The 17399-nt window shown below is 71.3% G+C and carries 13 protein-coding genes and 1 pseudogene; 12 read left to right on the top strand and 2 right to left on the bottom strand.

Annotated elements, in window-relative coordinates:
- The first annotated feature begins 2 nt into the window (after nucleotides 1-2).
- The 6 genes and pseudogenes from AC068A_RS20755 to AC068A_RS20730 all read left to right on the top strand — a co-directional run bounded on the left by AC068A_RS20755 (nucleotide 3) and on the right by AC068A_RS20730 (nucleotide 6937).
- Nucleotides 3-881, top strand: a complete 879-nt coding sequence (locus AC068A_RS20755) for a helix-turn-helix domain-containing protein (protein WP_478587068.1) — start codon at nucleotides 3-5, stop codon at nucleotides 879-881.
- An 87-nt stretch (nucleotides 882-968) separates the two neighbouring features.
- The gene (locus tag AC068A_RS20750) at nucleotides 969-2426 is read left to right on the top strand and encodes an aldehyde dehydrogenase family protein (RefSeq protein WP_478586875.1); all 1458 of its coding nucleotides are present in this window, start codon (nucleotides 969-971) and stop codon (nucleotides 2424-2426) included.
- Between the two features lie 61 nt (nucleotides 2427-2487).
- A pseudogene (gene mrdA / locus AC068A_RS20745) lies at nucleotides 2488-4557 on the top strand (penicillin-binding protein 2); the annotation flags it as partial.
- A 133-nt stretch (nucleotides 4558-4690) separates the two neighbouring features.
- A complete protein-coding gene (locus tag AC068A_RS20740) occupies nucleotides 4691-5245 on the top strand; it encodes a DinB family protein (protein ID WP_478586873.1) in 555 nt (184 codons plus the stop codon).
- 87 nt (nucleotides 5246-5332) lie between these two features.
- Complete coding sequence (locus AC068A_RS20735) at nucleotides 5333-6091, top strand: MerR family transcriptional regulator (protein WP_478586871.1); 759 nt, start codon at nucleotides 5333-5335, stop codon at nucleotides 6089-6091.
- A 165-nt stretch (nucleotides 6092-6256) separates the two neighbouring features.
- The gene (locus tag AC068A_RS20730) at nucleotides 6257-6937 is read left to right on the top strand and encodes a VTT domain-containing protein (protein WP_478586869.1); all 681 of its coding nucleotides are present in this window, start codon (nucleotides 6257-6259) and stop codon (nucleotides 6935-6937) included.
- 122 nt (nucleotides 6938-7059) lie between these two features.
- Here AC068A_RS20730 and AC068A_RS20725 read toward each other — a convergent pair whose 3' ends face one another.
- Together AC068A_RS20725 and AC068A_RS20720 are read right to left on the bottom strand one after the other, a co-directional pair.
- Complete coding sequence (locus AC068A_RS20725) at nucleotides 7060-8739, bottom strand: threonine/serine exporter family protein (protein ID WP_478586868.1); 1680 nt, start codon at nucleotides 8737-8739, stop codon at nucleotides 7060-7062.
- A gap of 239 nt (nucleotides 8740-8978) precedes the next feature.
- A complete protein-coding gene (locus AC068A_RS20720; protein ID WP_179173985.1) occupies nucleotides 8979-9470 on the bottom strand; it encodes an inorganic diphosphatase in 492 nt (163 codons plus the stop codon).
- A 165-nt stretch (nucleotides 9471-9635) separates the two neighbouring features.
- Here AC068A_RS20720 and dacB point away from each other — a divergent pair, with 165 nt between their 5' ends.
- The 6 genes from dacB (at nucleotide 9636) to folE (ending at nucleotide 17268) form a co-directional block, all read left to right on the top strand.
- Nucleotides 9636-11081 (top strand): D-alanyl-D-alanine carboxypeptidase/D-alanyl-D-alanine endopeptidase, encoded by a 1446-nt coding sequence (gene dacB, locus AC068A_RS20715; protein WP_478586866.1) that lies wholly within the window; start codon nucleotides 9636-9638, stop codon nucleotides 11079-11081.
- Between the two features lie 225 nt (nucleotides 11082-11306).
- Entirely contained in the window at nucleotides 11307-12452 is a 1146-nt protein-coding gene (locus tag AC068A_RS20710; RefSeq protein WP_478586864.1) for a zinc-dependent metalloprotease, read from the top strand.
- Between the two features lie 197 nt (nucleotides 12453-12649).
- Entirely contained in the window at nucleotides 12650-13696 is a 1047-nt protein-coding gene (gene tilS, locus AC068A_RS20705) for a tRNA lysidine(34) synthetase TilS (RefSeq protein ID WP_478586862.1), read from the top strand.
- 63 nt (nucleotides 13697-13759) lie between these two features.
- Entirely contained in the window at nucleotides 13760-14320 is a 561-nt protein-coding gene (gene hpt / locus AC068A_RS20700) for a hypoxanthine phosphoribosyltransferase (RefSeq protein WP_179173972.1), read from the top strand.
- 210 nt (nucleotides 14321-14530) lie between these two features.
- Complete coding sequence (gene ftsH, locus AC068A_RS20695; protein WP_478586859.1) at nucleotides 14531-16552, top strand: ATP-dependent zinc metalloprotease FtsH; 2022 nt, start codon at nucleotides 14531-14533, stop codon at nucleotides 16550-16552.
- A 110-nt stretch (nucleotides 16553-16662) separates the two neighbouring features.
- Nucleotides 16663-17268, top strand: a complete 606-nt coding sequence (folE, locus tag AC068A_RS20690) for a GTP cyclohydrolase I FolE (RefSeq protein ID WP_385423776.1) — start codon at nucleotides 16663-16665, stop codon at nucleotides 17266-17268.
- The last annotated feature ends 131 nt before the right edge of the window (nucleotides 17269-17399 follow it).

The raw sequence follows: 17399 nt of genomic DNA, 5'->3' as shown, positions 1-17399 counted from the left end.
CGATGGGGAGGGCAGGACTAGTGACCGCAGAAGCAGGCGGTTCCGTGGTGCGCCGCATCCTCCTGGGCTCACAGCTCAGGCGACTCCGAGAATCCCGGGGCATCACCCGTGAAGCGGCCGGCTACTCGATCCGCGCATCCGAATCGAAGATCAGCCGCTTGGAGTTGGGAAGGGTGAGTTTCAAGGCACGAGACGTCGAGGACCTCCTCACGCTCTACGGGGTCACGGACGGCGCGGAGCGCGAGTCGCTCCTCGGCCTCGTCCGCGAGGCCAACGCGGCGGGCTGGTGGCACAGTTACGGCGACGTGCTGCCGAACTGGTTCCAGACCTACATCGGGCTGGAGGGCGCGGCCTCGCTCATCCGGATCTACGAAGTCCAGTTCGTCCACGGCCTGTTGCAGACCGAGGCGTACGCCCAGGCCGTCGTCAGCCGCGGCATGCCCGGCGCCGGCCAGGCCGAGATCGACCGCCGCGTCGCGCTGCGCCTGGAGCGCCAGAAGGTGCTCGTCTCCGAGAGCGCACCGGTCTTCCACGCCGTCCTCGACGAGGCCGCCCTGCGCCGCCCGTACGGGGGCCGCGACGTCATGCGCGGCCAGCTGGAGCACCTCATCGAGATTTCCCAGCGGCCCAACGTGCAGCTGCAGGTGATGCCGTTCTCCTTCGGCGGCCACTCCGGCGAGAGCGGGGCCTTCACCCTGCTGCGCTTCCCCGAGTCCGACCTCCAGGACATCGTCTACCTGGAGCAGCTCACCAGCGCGCTCTACCTCGACAAGGACGAGGAGGTGGCGCAGTACGAGCGGGCGATGACCCGGCTCCAGGCGGACTGCCCCGACCCCGGCCAGACCCGTGATCTCCTGCGCGGCCTACTCCAACTGTCTTGATTCGCACGTAGTATGACGTCTGATCAGTGCATGACCGATCGGTCTGACGGTGCAGCGCACGGGTGCGCGCTCGCAGTAAGGGATGGCATGTCCATATTCGACGACCTGGCTCACCAGTACATCGACGGCACATGGCAGGCCGGCACCGGTTCGTGGGACATCATCGACGTCAACCCGTACAACGGGGAGAAGCTCGCGGCCATCACCGTGGCCACCGTCGAGCAGGTGGACCAGGCCTACCGCGCCGCCGAGCGCGCGCAGAGAGACTGGGCCGCCACCAGCCCCTACGCCAGACGCGCCGTCCTGGAGCGCGTCCTGCGGATCACCGAGGAGCGCGAGAAGGAACTCGTCGAGGCGATGATCGACGAGCTCGGCGGCACCCGCTCCAAGGCCGAGTACGAGATCCACCTCGCCAAGGAGTTCGTCCGCGAGGCGATGCAGCTGGCCGTGCGCCCCGAGGGCCGGATCCTGATCTCGCCGGTCGAGGGCAAGGAGAGCCGCGTCCAGCGGCTCCCCGTCGGGGTGGTCACCGTGATCAGCCCCTTCAACTTCCCCTTCCTGGTCACCCTGAAGTCGGTCGCCCCGGCCCTGGCCCTGGGCAACGCCGTCGTGGTCAAGCCGAACCAGAACGCGCCCGTGGTCGGCGGCGGGGTCATCGCCAAGCTCTTCGAGGACGCGGGCCTGCCGCGCGGGCTCCTCAGCGTGCTGGTCACCGACATCGCCGAGATAGGCGACGCGCTCCTGACCCACCCGGTCCCCAAGGTGATCTCCTTCGCCGGCTCCGACCGCGTCGGCCGGCACGTCGGCGCGGTCGCCGCCCGCCACTTCAAGCGGACCGTCCTGGAGCTCAGCGGCAACAGCGCCCTGGTCGTCCTCGACGACGCCGACATCGACTACGCCGTGGACGCGGCCGTCTTCAGCCGCTTCGTCTACCAGGGCCAGGTCTGCATGGCGGCCAACCGGATCCTGGTCGACGCCTCCATCGCCGAGGAGTTCACCGAGAAGTTCACCGCCCGGGTGCGCTCCCTGAAGACGGGCGACCCCCGCGAGGCCGACACCCACATCGGCCCCCTGATCAACTCCTTCCAGGCCGAGGCGCTCACCGCCCTCGTGGACCGCGCCGTGGAATCCGGCGCCCGGGCCCTCGTACGCGGCGCCACGCGCGGGAACCTGGTCGAACCCAGCGTGCTGACCGGGGTCCCCGAGGACTCCCCGCTGCTGGGCCAGGAGATCTTCGGCCCCGTCGCCCTGCTGATGGTCTTCGACGGCGAGGACGAGGCCGTGGCCATGGCCAACGCGACCCCGTACGGGCTGTCCGGCGCCGTGCACACCCGGGACGTGGAGCGCGGCGTCCGCTTCGCCCAGCGCATCGAGACCGGGATGATGCACGTCAACGACTCCACCATCGGGGACGAGCCGCTGGCCGCGTTCGGCGGGGAGAAGGCCTCCGGGCTGGGCCGGCTGAACGGCGAGGCGACGGTCGAGGCCTTCACCACCCAGAAGTGGATCTCGGTGCAGCACGGCAGGAGCACCTTCCCGCTCTGAGTGCGGCCCGCTCTAGACTCGTCGGGGTCGGCGGCGGGCAGCGCTTCGGGGGAGTTTCGAGTTGAGCAACATTCCGGAGACGGGGCGGACGCCCCGGGTCCAGAACCGTCTGGTGGTCATCCAGGTGGTCGTCTTCTCGCTGCTGCTCACCCTCGGCGGGCGCCTGTGGTACCTCCAGATCCGCAACGGCCAGGAGTACACGGACGAGGCGAAGAACAACCACGTCCAGCAGGTCGTCCAGCCCGCCGTGCGCGGTTCGATCCTCGACGCCCGCGGCGTACCCCTCGCCGACAACGAGACCCGCATGGTGGTCTCCGCCAGCCGCACCGAGCTGAGCAAGATGAAGGACAAGGGCAAGGACGTCCTCACCCGCCTCGCGGGTGTCCTCGGCATGCCGCCGGAGACCGTCGTCAACAGCGTCCGGCTGTGCGACGCCAAGACCCCCAAGCCCTGCTGGAACGGTTCGCCGTACCAGCCGATCCCCATCACCGCCGAGGCGACCACCGACCAGGTCCTGGAGATACGGGAGCACGCGGAGCGGTTCCCGGGCATCACCGCCGAGCCGACCGCCCTGCGCCGCTACCCGGCACCCGACCAGGCCAACACCTCCCAGGTGCTGGGCTACCTCTCGCCCGTCACCGACGCGGAGATCGCCAAGGCGAAGAAGACCGACTCCCCGTACCTGCGCTCCGACCAGGTGGGCCGCTCGGGCCTGGAGCGCACGTACGACAAGGAGCTGCGCGGCAAGGCGGGCGTCACCCGCTACGAGGTCGACAACCTCGGCCGGGTCATCGGCCTGGCCCAGGCCGACAAGCCCGTGCCCGGCGCGAACGTCGTCACCTCGATCGACTCGCGCGTCCAGGCCGTCGCCGAGCGCGAGCTGGCCTACGCGATGGCCGAGGCCCGCAAGACGTACGACAAGAACACGCGCCGCAACTACGAGGCCGACTCGGGTGCCGTCGTCGTCATGGAGTCCAAGACCGGCCGGATCGTCGCGATGGCCTCCAGCCCGACGTACGACCCGGGCCTGTGGGTCGGCGGCATATCCGCCAAGGACTACGCCTCCCTCACCGCCAAGGAGTCCAACTACCCGCTGCTCAACCGGGCGATCCAGGGCCAGGCCGCCCCCGGCTCCATCTTCAAGGTGGTCTCCTCGACGGCCGCGGTCAACGCGGGATACCCCTTCGACGGCCGCTACCCCTGCCCCAGCTCCTACTCCGTGGGCGGCCAGACCTTCACCAACTTCGAGTCCCAGGGCTACGGCGACATCAACCTCGGACGCGCCCTGGAGGTCTCCTGCGACACGGTCTACTACCTCCTCGCCGACAAGGAGTGGAAGAAGGACGGCGGGATCAACCCGAAGAAGGACCCCGAGGACTGGTTCCTGAAGACGGCCCACGAGTTCGGCCTCGGCAAGCCCACCGGCGTCGACCTGCCCAACGAGGTCGCCGGCCGGGTCCCCGACCGCCAGTGGAAGAAGGACTTCTTCGAGGCCAACAAGGCCGCCTGGTGCCGGGACGGCAAGAAGGACGGCAGCTTCGCCGAGAAGATCGCCTACGAGAACTGCCGCCAGGGCAACCAGCTGCGCGAGGGCGACGCCATCAACTACTCCATCGGCCAGGGCGACACCCTCGTCACCCCGATCCAGATGGCCTCGATCTACGCGGCCATCGCCAACGGCGGCACCCTGCACCAGCCCGCCATCGGCAAGGCGATCGTCAGCGCCGACGGCACCTCGGTCAAGGAGATCGCCCCGAAGGAGCAGGCCCGGCTGCCGATGGACGCCGAACTGCGCGACGACATCGACCGGGCCCTCGCCTCGGTGGTCACCTCCGGCAGCGCGGCCTGGCGGTTCGGCGGCTGGCCGCAGAAGCAGATCCCGATGCACGCCAAGACCGGCACCGCCGAGGTCCAGGGCAAGCAGACCACCTCCTGGTTCGCCTCGTACACCGAGGACTACGCGATCGTGATGACGATCTCCCAGGGCGGCACCGGCTCCGGCGCCTCCGGCCCGGCCGTCCGCAAGATCTACGAGGCGATGTACGGGCTCGACGAGAAGGGCGGCCAGGACCTGTCCAAGGCCCTCCTGCCCAAGCCGATGACCGAGCTCCCGGCGATCCGCCCGGACGGCGGCGCGTCCTGATGATGTCCTGCCCAGCCCAGTCCGAGATTTAGGACAGGGGCTGACCTCAATGCTCCGTAGCGTGCCTCTTGTCAGCAGGACGCACGACACCCGGAAACATCCGGAAAAACGGAGGTCCCCCATGCCCACGATCGTTCCCGCGGAAGCCCACGGCGACGAGCTCGGCGCACTCCTGTCCTACCTCGACTCCCAGCGCGGCGCACTGCGCCGGGCGGTGTTCGGCCTCACCGAGGAGCAGGCGGCGAGCCGCCCGAGCGCGAGCGGGCTGTCCCTGTCGGGGCTGCTCAAGCACGCCGCCGAGGTCGAGCTGACCTGGCTGCGCTGGGCGCAGCAGCAGCCCAACGAGGGGCAGCGCACCGAGGAGACCTGGAGCGACGGCTTCCGGCTCGTCGGCGAGGAGACCATCCCCGGGATCCTCGCCTTCTGGGACGGGATCTCGGCCGAGCTGGAGAAGTTCCTCCGCGAGGTGCCCGGCCTGGACCGCACCTTCCCGCTGCCCGACCAGCCCTGGCTCCCCAAGGACACCAGCGTCTCCATGCGTTGGCTGCTGCTCCACCTGGTCGAGGAGCACGCCCGGCACGCGGGGCACGCCGACATCATCCGGGAATCCCTGGACGGGAAGACCGCCTTCGAGCTGGTGGCCCTGGCGCAGGGCGGGACCTGGCCGCCGGCGTAGCCTCCACCACGGCCCGGGGACAAGGGGCTTGCACCTCACGCGGCGTGAGGCGGGAGAGTCGGGGGCGTACGAGAGAAGGGCGGAAGCATGAGCTACTCCGTGGGCCACGTCGCCGGACTCGCCGGAGTCACGGTGCGCACGCTGCACCACTACGACGAGATCGGCCTGCTCTCCCCGAGCAGCCGCAGCCATGCGGGCCACCGGCGGTACGACGACGCCGATCTGGACCGGCTGCAGCAGATCCTGTTCTACCGGGAGCTCGGCTTCCCCCTCGACGAGGTCGCGGTCCTGCTGGACGATCCGCACGCGGACCCCAGGGAGCACCTGCGCCGGCAGCACTCCCTCCTGTCCGACCGGATCGCCCGGCTCCAGCAGATGGCCAAGGCCGTGGAGCAAGCCATGGAGGCGAAGAAGATGGGCATCAACCTCACGCCCGAGGAGAAGTTCGAGGTCTTCGGGGAGCACGACCCCGACCAGTACGCCGAGGAGGCCGAGCAGCGCTGGGGCCACACCGACGCGTACAAGGAGTCCGCCCGCCGGGCCGCCTCCTACACCAAGGAGGACTGGCAGCGGATCCAGGCCGAGGGGGACGACCTGAACCGGCGCCTGGCCGCCCTGCTGGACTCGGGGGCGGCCGCCGGCTCGGAGGAGGCCATGGACCTGGCCGAGGAGCACCGCGGCTGGCTGGAGCGGAACCACTACACGTGCCCGTACGAGATGCACGTCTGCCTCGGCGAGATGTACGTCTCCGACGAGCGGTTCACGGCCTTCTACGACCGTGTGCGGCCCGGGCTGACGGTCTTCGTGCGGGACGCCATCCTCGCCAACGCGGCCCGCAAGGCGTAGTGGTGGCGTAGCGGAGCGCGCGACCGGGGCACGTCAGGCGTACGGCCGCCTCCGGGTACCTGGAACCCGGAGGTGGCCGTATCCGTTGATAATTGAGACACTCCCCCCAGTCCGCCGTACCACCAGCCCTCGCGGACGCACCCGATCCTGGAGATTCCCGCACCCGTGTACACGCTTGCGCTCGCCCCTGAGTGGCTGTCCCCGGACTATTTGATTTCCCACTTCGGGCTGATCGGCATCCTGGTCATCGTCTTCGCCGAATCGGGGCTGTTCGCCTTCCTGCCCGGTGACTCCCTGCTGTTCACGGCGGGCCTGCTCGTCGCCAACGGCGAGTACATCAAGCAGCCGCTGTGGCTGGTGTGCACCCTGATCACGGCCGCCGCGATCCTCGGCGACCAGGTCGGCTACATGATCGGCAAGTTCTTCGGCCCGAAGCTCTTCAACCGGCCGAACTCCAAGCTCTTCAAGCGGGAGAACCTGGACAAGGCGCACGAGTTCATGGACAAGCACGGCCCGAAGGCCATCGTGCTCGCCCGCTTCGTGCCGATCATCCGCACCTTCGCCCCGATGGTCGCGGGCGCCGGCTCGATGCAGTACCGCACCTTCCTGACGTACAACGTCATCGGCGGCATCGCCTGGGGCACCGGCATCACGGTCGCGGGCTTCTGGCTCGGCCAGATCGAGTTCATCAAGACCAACATCGAGGCGATCCTCGTCGCGATCGTGCTGATCTCCGTCATCCCGGTGGTCTTCGAGGTGCTCAAGGCCCGCAAGGAGGCCAAGGCGGCCGGCGGCCCGGCCGTGGTGCCCGCCGCCGGCGAGCGCGGCCGCCACGCCAAGCGGTAGCAGCCGTTCCGCGGCCCGCGGACGAGCCTTCCTGCGCCCCGGAGGACCCAGGCGGTCCACCGGGGCGCAGCCGTGTTCCCGGGGCCCGCAGACGGCGCCGTACGCCCTGCGCCGGCCGGACGTCAGAAGCCGCGGGTCCGCTTCGCCGCCGCCCGGCGCCGGGCGGCGCTCGCGGCCCGCGGGATCCGCATGAACAGCCGCGAGGTCTCCGCCCCGAGGTTGACCCCGATGGCGATGGCCAGCGCGATGGCCGCGGCGTTGGTCAGCGAGCCGAGCCCCTTGTTGAGCTGGTTCTCGGCGATGAGCAGCAGCCCGTAGTACGTCGCGGAGCCGGGCAGCAGCGGGCCGATGGCGGCGGTCACGTACGGCAGGGCGGAGGCGGAGCGGTAGCGCGAGAAGAGCTGGCCGAACAGGCCGACGAGGCCGGCGGCGATGGCCGTGGAGGGCACGGGCGGGATGCCGCCGGCGTAGTGCAGGGCCCCGAAGGTGGCCCAGGCGACGCCGCCGTTCAGCGTCACGATCCACACGGTGGAACGTTCCTGCTGGAGCAGGATCGCGAACGTGAACACCAGCACCATCGACGCCGCGATCTGGAGGAGCGGCCGCTGCGTGATCTGGAGGACCTCCTCCGGCCTGGGCGCGGCGCCCAGCTGGAGCCCCAGGTACAGCACGACCAGCACGCCCATGATGATGCCGATGAACAGGTACATGACCTCCAGCAGGCGGGCCGAGGCGGTGATGTAGAAGCCGGTCAGGCCGTCCTGCACGGCCGCGACCAGGGCCCGCCCGGGCAGCAGCGCGAACAGCCCGCCGGTGATCACGGCCGAGGCCTGGATGTCCTCGATCTCGAGCAGCTTGAGCGCCACCCCGAACGCGGCGGGCGGCATCGCCGCGACCACGAACTGGTAGAACTCCGGCAGTCCGCGCCCGGCGCACAGCCAGGCCAGCCGGTCGCCGAGCATGGCCCCGATCGCGGCTGCGAAGAAGACGATCACGCCGCCGCCGACCAGGATGGACGCGGCGCCGGCGAGCAGCCCGGCGGCGGCCGTGAGGACCCAGGTCGGGTACGGGTGCCGGTTGCGCCGGATCTCGGCGAGCCGCCGGTAGGCCTCCTCCAGGGAGAGGTCGACCTCGGGCGTGCTGATGTCGGCCACCAGCCGGTAGACCGCCGCCAGCCGCGTGTAGTCGGTGCCGCGGCGGCGCACGGTCCGGTTCGCCGACACCGGGTTGCCCACGAGCGACGGGTGGTGGGTGATCGACAGCATGGTGAAGGTGACCGTCGGCTCGCACCGGTCCAGCCCGTAGCCGTGGGCCACGGCGAACATCGCGGCCTCCACGTCCTCGGCGCCCTCGCCGCCCGCCAGCATCAGCTCCCCGATGCGCAGGGTCAGGTCGAGCACCCGGCCCACCGCGGGCCCCGCCTCGGCCTGCTTCTGCACCGGCTCGGGGACGGGCCGCACGTCGACCGGCATGCGCAGCATGGTGCGCATCCGGTCCTGCCAGGGGGACTCCGTCATCCAGGACACGGGGATGCCGGCTCCGGGGAGGTACGCCGGCGGGGAGTGCTGCGCGCTGTACGTGGAGGGGGGCGCGAACGCGGACCCCTCGGCGGCCCCCTCGGCGGGCCCCTCCGGCGGCAGGGGCAGCCCCTCCGGGACGGTGAACTCCGAGGTCGGCTGCTCGTCGCCGGCGAACTCGGGCTCCGTCCCGGGCGGCCGGGAGAAGGCGCTGTGCGCCTCGTCGGAGGCCGGCTTGCGGTCCTCCGCGCGCTCAGGGTCCTCGGGTTCCTCGGCCTCCGCCACGCGTCCTCCCGTCCCCGGCCAGCCCGGGTATCAGTATGCGGAACGGTTTCATCCACGGCGAAACCGGCGGACCGCGCCCCGGGAAACGGCAGCGGGCGGCACCCCCGTGTGGGGATGCCGCCCGCGGTGTCACAAGGGCCCGGGACCGTCACAGCGGCCCGGTGGCCGGCCCGGGACCGTCACAGCGGCCCGGTGGCCGGCCCGGGACCGTCACAGCGGCCCGGTGGCCGGCACGGGGCTCAGTGGCCGCCCTGCTCCTGAAGACGCTTGTAGGAGCGCTCGATCTCGGCCTCGGCCTCGGCGCGGCCGACCCAGTTGGCGCCCTCGACCGACTTGCCCGGCTCCAGGTCCTTGTAGACCTCGAAGAAGTGCTGGATCTCCAGGCGGTCGAACTCGGAGATGTGGTGGATGTCGCGCAGGTGCTCCACACGCGGGTCGGAGGCCGGCACGCACAGCAGCTTGTCGTCGCCGCCCGCCTCGTCCGTCATGCGGAACATGCCGATGGCGCGGCACTTGATCAGGCAGCCCGGGAAGGTCGGCTCGTCCAGGATGACCAGCGCGTCCAGCGGGTCGCCGTCCTCGCCGAGGGTGTTCTCGACGAAGCCGTAGTCCGTCGGGTAGCTGGTGGAGGTGAACAGGCGACGGTCCAGACGGATCCGGCCGGTCTCGTGGTCCACCTCGTACTTGTTCCGCGAACCCTTCGGGATCTCGATGGTGACGTCGAACTCCACGTCCTGCTCCTCCATGATCAGCTTCGTTGCTCGAGTGATAGCGCGTCCGCCCCCGGCTACCGCTGGGAGGGGCCCCCAGCCGGGTGGGGTGCCATGCTCGCGGCAAGACGCAGTGGTTAAGTGTCCCTCACGCATATCCGTGATCGCGAAAGGGGCTGGTCCGAGGTGCCATTCGTCAAGACGTGGCAGCTCATCGCGGGGTCGACCGTCGCCGGTCTGGCCCTGTCGGTGGCAGCGGTGGCCGCCGCCGGTCCCTGGGACTCCGGCCAGCGTAAGGCCGAGCGGGACAGGGCCGCCTCCTGGAGCATGATGGGTGGCGCAGATCACGCCGAACCCCCGGCGCAGGCCGCGCCCAGCGCCCCCGGCGTGCTCGCCGCGATCGCCCCCGGCGGCGCCCCCCGGGCCGGGAACGGCGCCGGCACCGCCGCGGCCGGCGACACCCGCCTCGCCGAGGCGCTGCGGCCGCTCCTGGCCGACCCGGCGCTCGGCAGCGCCCGCACCGCCTCGGTCGTCGACGTCGGCACCGGCCGGGTGCTCTTCGAGTCCGGGGCGCGCGAGCCGATGACCCCGGCCTCCACCGTCAAGATCGTCACCGCGGCGGCGGCGCTGGCCGCCCTGGGCCCAGATCACCGCATCCCCACCACCGTCGCCCCCGGTGCCGACCCCGGGCAGATCGTGCTGGTCGGCGGCGGCGACCCCTCGCTCACCGCCCGGAAGAAGAGCCCCGCCGGATCCGGCGGCAGCCTCGTGGCGCTCGCCGCCGACACCGCCCAGGCCCTCAAGGCCTCCGGCACCGACCTGGTGGTGCTCGGCTACGACGACACCCTCTACACCGGCCCCTCCCGCCACCCGATCGGCGTCAACCGGAACATCGCCCCGGTGACCGCCCTGGCCGCCGACGAGGGCCGCATCGACGATTCCGTCTCCGGGCCCGTCGACCGGGTCGAGGACCCCTCCCGGGAGGCCGCCCGCTCCTTCGCCGCCCTGCTGAAGGAGCGCGGCATCACGGTCACCGGCGAGCCCCTGAAGGCCAAGGCCGCCGCCGGCGCGCAGCCGCTCGCCACCACCCTGTCCACCCCGGTCGCCGGACTGGTCGAGCGGATGCTGACCCACAGCGACAACGACATCGCCGAGGCCCTCGCCCGGCAGACCGCCCTCGCCTCCGGGCAGCCCGCCAGCTTCGAGGGCGCCGAGAAGGCCGTCACCGCCCGCCTCGCCTCCCTGGGCCTCGAGACGGCCGGCTCCCGCTTCGCCGACGGCAGCGGCCTGAACCGCGCCGACAAGATCAGCAGCGGCCTCCTGACCGGGCTCCTGACCCGCGCCGCCGACCCGCAGCACCCGGAGCTGCGGCCGGTGCTCACCGGGCTCCCCGTCGCCGGTTTCACCGGGACCCTGCGCGCCCGCAACGCCGCCTCCTCCCCGGCCGCCGGCCTCGTACGGGCCAAGACGGGCACCCTGACCGGCGTGAACTCCCTGTCCGGCACCGTCGTCGACTCTTCCGGACGGCTGCTCGCCTTCGCGTTCCTGACCGCGGACGCCGCCGACGGCCCGGCCGCCGAGAAGGGCCTGGACAAGCTCGCCGCAGCCGTGGCCGGCGCCTCCCAGCGGTAGGCCGTCTCTTCCGGATCCTGCCCGGCCCGCGCCCCCCGGCACCGCACCCCGCTGCGCCGTCCGGGCACCCGGATACGTCCCGTCACCGGGAGCCTCTCCGCCTTGCGAGGCAGGGCACCGGACGACGCGGGCCGAACCGGCGGGATCCGAACGAGACGACCTGCCGGGCCACCCGGTGGATCCGCGGGGGATCCGCAAAGGGGCCGGTCCACGTACCGTTGACGCATGACGAGCATCGGTGGTGCCGAGATGGTCGACTGGAACCTCGCGGTCGCGACCGCGGTCCGGCTGGTCAGGCCGGGTCCGGAGGTCAGCCGCGACGAGGCCCGGGCCGTGGTGGCGGAACTGCGCAGGCACGCCAGGACCTCCGAGCGCCACGTCCGCAGGTTCACCCGGATGATCCCGGACGGCGCCGACGTCCCCGACACCCCCGTCCTCGTCGTCGACCGGGCCGGCTGGGTCCGGGCCAACGTGGCCGGGTTCCGCGAGCTCCTCGCCCCCCTGCTCGGCAAGATGCAGGACCGCCGGGCCGGGACGCCCGGCGGCGCCGTCCTCGGCGCGGTCGGCGGCAAGGTCACCGGCGTCGAGCTGGGCATGCTGCTGAGCTTCCTGGCCTCCCGCGTGCTCGGCCAGTACGAGACCTTCGCCCCCGTCGGGCGGGACCTGCCGGGCTCCGCCGCGGGCGGCGGCCGGCTGCTGCTCGTCGCCCCCAACATCGTCCACGTCGAGCGCGAGCTGGACGTGCACCCGCACGACTTCCGGCTGTGGGTCTGCCTCCACGAGGAGACGCACCGTACGCAGTTCACCGCCGTCCCGTGGCTCCGCGACCACCTGGAGGGAGAGATCCAGACCTTCCTCGGCGCCACCGAGATGGAGCCGGCGGCCATCCTGGAACGCCTGCGCGAGGCCGCCCAGTCCTTCGCCGGCGCCCGCCCCGAGGCCGAGCGCGGCGACGAGGGCCGCTCCCTGGTCGAGCTCGTCCAGACCCCCGAGCAGCGCGAGGTCCTCGGCCGCCTCACCGCCGTCATGTCCCTGCTCGAGGGCCACGCCGATTTCGTCATGGACGGCGTCGGCCCCGAGGTGGTGCCCTCGGTCGCCGAGATCCGGGAGAAGTTCCAGCAGCGCCGCGTCAGCGGGGCCGGACGCCTCGACGCCGCCCTGCGCAAACTGCTCGGCCTCGACGCCAAGCTGCGCCAGTACCGCGACGGCGAGCGCTTCGTGCGCGCCGTCGTCGACCAGGTCGGCATGGACGGCTTCAACCGGGTGTGGACCTCCCCGAACACCCTGCCCACCAAGGCCGAGATCGCCAGCCCCGCGGACTGGGTGGCGCGCGTGCACCGCAAGGGGAGCGAACCGAGCCAAGGAGAGTGACGTGCGGGGCGTAAACATGTCTCACTGGGGGAACGAGCGTCACCCGTCCGAGGGACCGTGGGGCGCGGAAGGGCGTGCGATGCTCAGGGAACGGCTCGGTTCTGTCACCATCGACGCACTCTGAGTGACAACCGCCATCTCGCGGGGGCTGCTCCCAGCCCCCGAGGCATCCGAACTCCTCCCGAAGGGAACCGGACATGGGTCCCCATCCTGCGGTCGCGGCGATACGCCTGGCGGTCCGCCGCGTGCTCCACGATGTCCTGACCGACCTCACCGAACGCCCCGCCGCCGACCGCGCCACCGCGGCGGACGGCAAGCCGCTCGTGCTCGTCGCCTGCTCCGGCGGCGCCGACTCCATGGCACTCGCCTCCGCGCTCGCCTTCGAGGCGCCCAAGCTCGGGATCCGGGCCGGCGGCATCACCGTCGACCACGGCCTCCAGCCGGGCTCCGACCTGCGCGCCGCCGAGGTCGTCGCCCGCATGGCCGCGCTGCACCTCGAACCCGCCGAGTCGGTCGCGGTGCGCGTCGGCCGCGAGGGCGGCCCCGAGGCCGCCGCCCGCGACGCCCGCTACGCCGCCCTGGACGAGGCCGCCGACCGGCTCGGCGCCGTGGCCGTGCTGCTCGGCCACACCCGGGACGATCAAGCCGAAACCGTCCTGCTCGGCCTCGCCCGCGGCTCCGGCATCCGCTCCCTGTCCGGGATGCCCGAGGTCTCGGGGGGCCCCGGCGGCTCCGGGCGCACCCACCGCTACCGCCGCCCCTTCCTCCAGGTGGACCGGCAGACCGCCCGCAAGGCCTGCCTGGTCCAGTCGATCGCCGTCTGGGACGACCCGCACAACATCGACCCCGCCTACACCCGCTCCCGCCTCCGCCACGAGGGACTGCCCGCCCTCGAGAAGGCGCTGGGCAAAGGAGTCGTCGAGGCCCTGGCCCGGACCGCCCAGCTGTCCCGCGACGACGCGGACGCCCTGGACGCCTGGGCCGCCGAGGCCGAGGCCCGCGTACGCGATGCGGACGGCCGCCTGGAGTGCGCCAAGCTGTACGCCCTGCCCCCGGCCGTCCGCCGCCGCGTGCTGCGCAGGGCCGTGGTCGCCGCCGGCTCTCCCGCAGGTTCCCTCTTCGCCCGCCACATCGAGGAAGTCGACCGGCTCATCACCGGATGGCGGGGTCAGGGCGCCATCAACCTGCCCGGTCGGGTGGAGGCCCGGCGGCAGGGTGGCAGACTTGTCATCCGGCAGGGCTGATCGGTGCCGAAACACGGCTGAGTCTTCCGGGGCACCCCGGAGTCCCGGCCGACAACGAAAGTGATGCGGGTGGACGAGAAGGACATGGGCAGCGACCTGGCGTCGGTGCTCATCACCAAGGAAGAGATCGACGCGAAGCTGGCCGAGCTGGCCGCGAAGATCGACGCGGAATACGCGGGCAGGGACCTGCTCATCGTCGGCGTCCTCAAGGGCGCGGTGATGGTGATGGCGGACCTGGCGCGCGCCTTGTCCACCCCGCTCACCATGGACTGGATGGCGGTGTCCTCCTACGGCGCCGGGACCCAGTCCTCGGGCGTCGTGCGGATCCTGAAGGACCTGGACACCGACATCAAGGACAAGCACGTCCTGATCGTCGAGGACATCATCGACTCGGGCCTGACGCTGTCCTGGCTGCTGTCGAACCTGGGCTCCCGCCAGCCGGCCTCCCTGGAGGTCGTCACGCTGCTGCGCAAGCCCGACGCCGCGAAGGTCGCCATCGACGTGAAGTGGGTCGGCTTCGACATCCCGAACGAGTTCGTCGTGGGCTACGGCCTCGACTACGCGGAGAAGTACCGCAACCTCCCGTTCGTCGGCACCCTCGCCCCGCACGTCTACGGCGGCTGACGCACACCCCGTCCCGCGGGGGCCCCGGCCGGGGTCCCCGCAGGGGAACCCTGGAACGTTCCCCTGCGTTGGAGCAGGGGAAGGCAGGACTGTCAGCCGTCCCTCGGGGCCGCGGGTGACAATTCAGGGGTACATTCCGAAGAACAGTCTTTATTCACAGCAGCATTTACCTACGGGCAGGAGGGACGGGGCGCCTGGCGTCCCGTATGGATGGACGTGAAGCGATACTTCCGTGGGCCAGTCATGTGGATCGTGCTGGCCGTCCTCGCCGTGGTCGTGTTGATGAACGTCGTCAGCTCCGGCGGCGGCTACAAGTCGGTGGACACCAGCGAGGTCATCAAGGCGATCAACAGTGGCCAGGTGGAGCAGGCGCGCCTGACCACCGGCGACAGCCAGATGATCAAGATCGACCTGAAGAAGGGCGAGAAGCTCGGAGGCAGCTCCGGCACCAAGTTCCAGGCCAACTACATCGGCGACCAGGGCGTGCAGCTCGCCCAGAACCTCCAGGCCAAGTACGAGGCCGGCCAGATCCCCGACGGCTACTCCGTCACCCCGGACAAGACCAGCCCGTTCCTCAGCGTGCTGCTCTCCCTGCTGCCGTTCGTCCTGATCGTCGTCGTCTTCCTGTTCCTGATGAACCAGATGCAGGGCGGCGGCTCCCGGGTGATGAACTTCGGCAAGTCCAAGGCCAAGCTCATCACCAAGGACACCCCGAAGACGACGTTCGCCGACGTCGCGGGCTCGGACGAGGCCGTCGAGGAACTCCACGAGATCAAGGAGTTCCTCCAGGAGCCGGCGAAGTTCCAGGCCGTCGGCGCGAAGATCCCCAAGGGCGTCCTGCTCTACGGCCCGCCCGGCACCGGCAAGACCCTGCTGGCGCGCGCCGTCGCAGGCGAGGCCGGCGTGCCGTTCTACTCGATCTCCGGCTCCGACTTCGTCGAGATGTTCGTCGGTGTCGGCGCCTCGCGCGTCCGCGACCTGTTCGAGCAGGCCAAGGCCAACGCCCCGGCGATCGTCTTCGTCGACGAGATCGACGCCGTCGGCCGGCACCGCGGCGCGGGCCTCGGCGGCGGCCACGACGAGCGCGAGCAGACCCTGAACCAGCTCCTCGTCGAGATGGACGGCTTCGACGTCAAGGGCGGCGTCATCCTGATCGCCGCCACCAACCGGCCCGACATCCTCGACCCGGCGCTGCTGCGCCCGGGCCGCTTCGACCGGCAGATCGCCGTCGACCGCCCGGACATGCAGGGCCGCCTGGAGATCCTCAAGGTCCACCAGAAGGGCAAGCCGGTCGCCCCGGACGTCGACCTGGCCGCCGTCGCCCGCCGCACTCCCGGCTTCACCGGTGCCGATCTGTCCAACGTGCTGAACGAGGCCGCGCTGCTCACGGCCCGCTCGGACCGGAAGCTGATCGACAACCACATGCTGGACGAGGCGATCGACCGCGTCGTGGCGGGCCCGCAGAAGCGGACCCGGATCATGTCGGACAAGGAAAAGAAGATCACCGCGTACCACGAGGGCGGACACGCCCTGGTCGCGGCGGCCTCCCCGAACTCCGACCCGGTCCACAAGATCACGATCCTGTCCCGCGGCCGGGCCCTGGGCTACACGATGGTCCTGCCGGACGAGGACAAGTACTCGACCACGCGCAACGAGATGCTCGACCAGCTGGCCTACATGCTGGGTGGCCGCGCGGCCGAGGAGCTGGTCTTCCACGACCCGACCACGGGCGCCGCGAACGACATCGAGAAGGCCACCGCCACGGCCCGCGCGATGGTCACCCAGTACGGCATGACCGAGCGCCTCGGCGCGATCAAGTTCGGCGGCGACAACACCGAGCCGTTCCTCGGCCGCGAGATGGCGCACCAGCGCGACTACTCGGAAGAGGTCGCGGCGCTGGTCGACGAAGAGGTCAAGAAGCTCATCGAGACCGCGCACAACGAGGCCTGGGAGATCCTGGTCGAGAACCGCGACGTGCTCGACAACCTGGTCCTGGCCCTCCTGGAGAAGGAGACCCTGGGCAAGGAGGAGATCGCCGAGATCTTCTCGACGGTCGTCAAGCGCCCGGCCCGCCCGGCGTGGACCGGCTCGGCCCACCGCACCCCGTCCACCCGCCCGCCGGTGCTCTCGCCCAAGGAGCTCCAGCTGACGAACGCGGCCAACGGCGCCGCGGCGGTCGCCCCGGCCGTGTCGGTGGAGAAGGACACGGTCCCGGAGGACCGCGCCGAGTAACCGCCGGTCCGCAGCCCGGCCCGGAATGGATGCCGTGTCCCCCAGGTTCTAGCCTGGGGGACGCGGCATTTTCGTATGCCCGTGTGATCGAAGACAGGAACGAGGCACAGATGACCGACCCAGTGACCCTGGCCGGCGAGGGCACGATCGGCGTGTTCGACGAGAAGCGGGCCGAGGCCGCCGTCCGAGAGCTGCTCATCGCGGTCGGCGAGGACCCGGACCGCGAGGGGCTCCTGGAGACGCCGGCCCGCGTGGCCCGGGCGTACCGGGAGATCCTCGCGGGCCTGTGGCAGAAGCCCGAGGACGTCCTGACGACGACGTTCGACCTCGGGCACGACGAGATGGTGCTCGTGAAGGACATCGAGATCGTTTCGCTCTGCGAACACCACCTGCTTCCGTTCCACGGCGTCGCCCACGTCGGGTACATCCCGGCCGAGAGTGGAAAGATCACCGGGCTGTCCAAGCTGGCGCGCCTCGTCGAGGTCTACGCCCGCCGTCCGCAGGTCCAGGAGCGGCTCACCACGCAGATCGCGGACTCCCTGATGGAGATCCTCGAGGCGCGCGGCGCGATCGTCGTCGTCGAGGCCGAGCACATGTGCATGTCGGTCCGCGGCATCCGCAAGCCGGGCGCGAAGACCACCACCTCGGCGGTCCGCGGCCAGCTCCGCGACATCGCCACCCGCAACGAGGCGATGAGCCTGATAATGGCCCGCTGACGTGGCCGACGGGCCCCCGGCCGAGGGTTGGAACGGGCCGGGGGGGGGGGGGGGGGGGGGGGGGGGGGGGGGGGGGGGGGGGGGGGGGGGGGGGGGGGGGGGGGGGGGGGGGGGGGGGGGGGGGGGGGGGG

This window comes from Streptomyces sp. NPDC043854 (genome assembly GCF_056436005.1).
This window is presented reverse-complemented; position numbering and strand designations above follow the sequence as displayed.

Coding starts and splice junctions, on each gene's coding strand:
- AC068A_RS20755 (WP_478587068.1), top strand. CDS start 3: ATGGGGAGGGCAGGACTAGTGACCGCAGAAGCAGGCGGTTCCGTGGTG.
- AC068A_RS20750 (WP_478586875.1), top strand. CDS start 969: ATGTCCATATTCGACGACCTGGCTCACCAGTACATCGACGGCACATGG.
- AC068A_RS20740 (WP_478586873.1), top strand. CDS start 4,691: ATGCCCACGATCGTTCCCGCGGAAGCCCACGGCGACGAGCTCGGCGCA.
- AC068A_RS20735 (WP_478586871.1), top strand. CDS start 5,333: ATGAGCTACTCCGTGGGCCACGTCGCCGGACTCGCCGGAGTCACGGTG.
- AC068A_RS20710 (WP_478586864.1), top strand. CDS start 11,307: ATGACGAGCATCGGTGGTGCCGAGATGGTCGACTGGAACCTCGCGGTC.
- tilS (WP_478586862.1), top strand. CDS start 12,650: ATGGGTCCCCATCCTGCGGTCGCGGCGATACGCCTGGCGGTCCGCCGC.
- hpt (WP_179173972.1), top strand. CDS start 13,760: ATGCGGGTGGACGAGAAGGACATGGGCAGCGACCTGGCGTCGGTGCTC.
- ftsH (WP_478586859.1), top strand. CDS start 14,531: ATGGACGTGAAGCGATACTTCCGTGGGCCAGTCATGTGGATCGTGCTG.
- folE (WP_385423776.1), top strand. CDS start 16,663: ATGACCGACCCAGTGACCCTGGCCGGCGAGGGCACGATCGGCGTGTTC.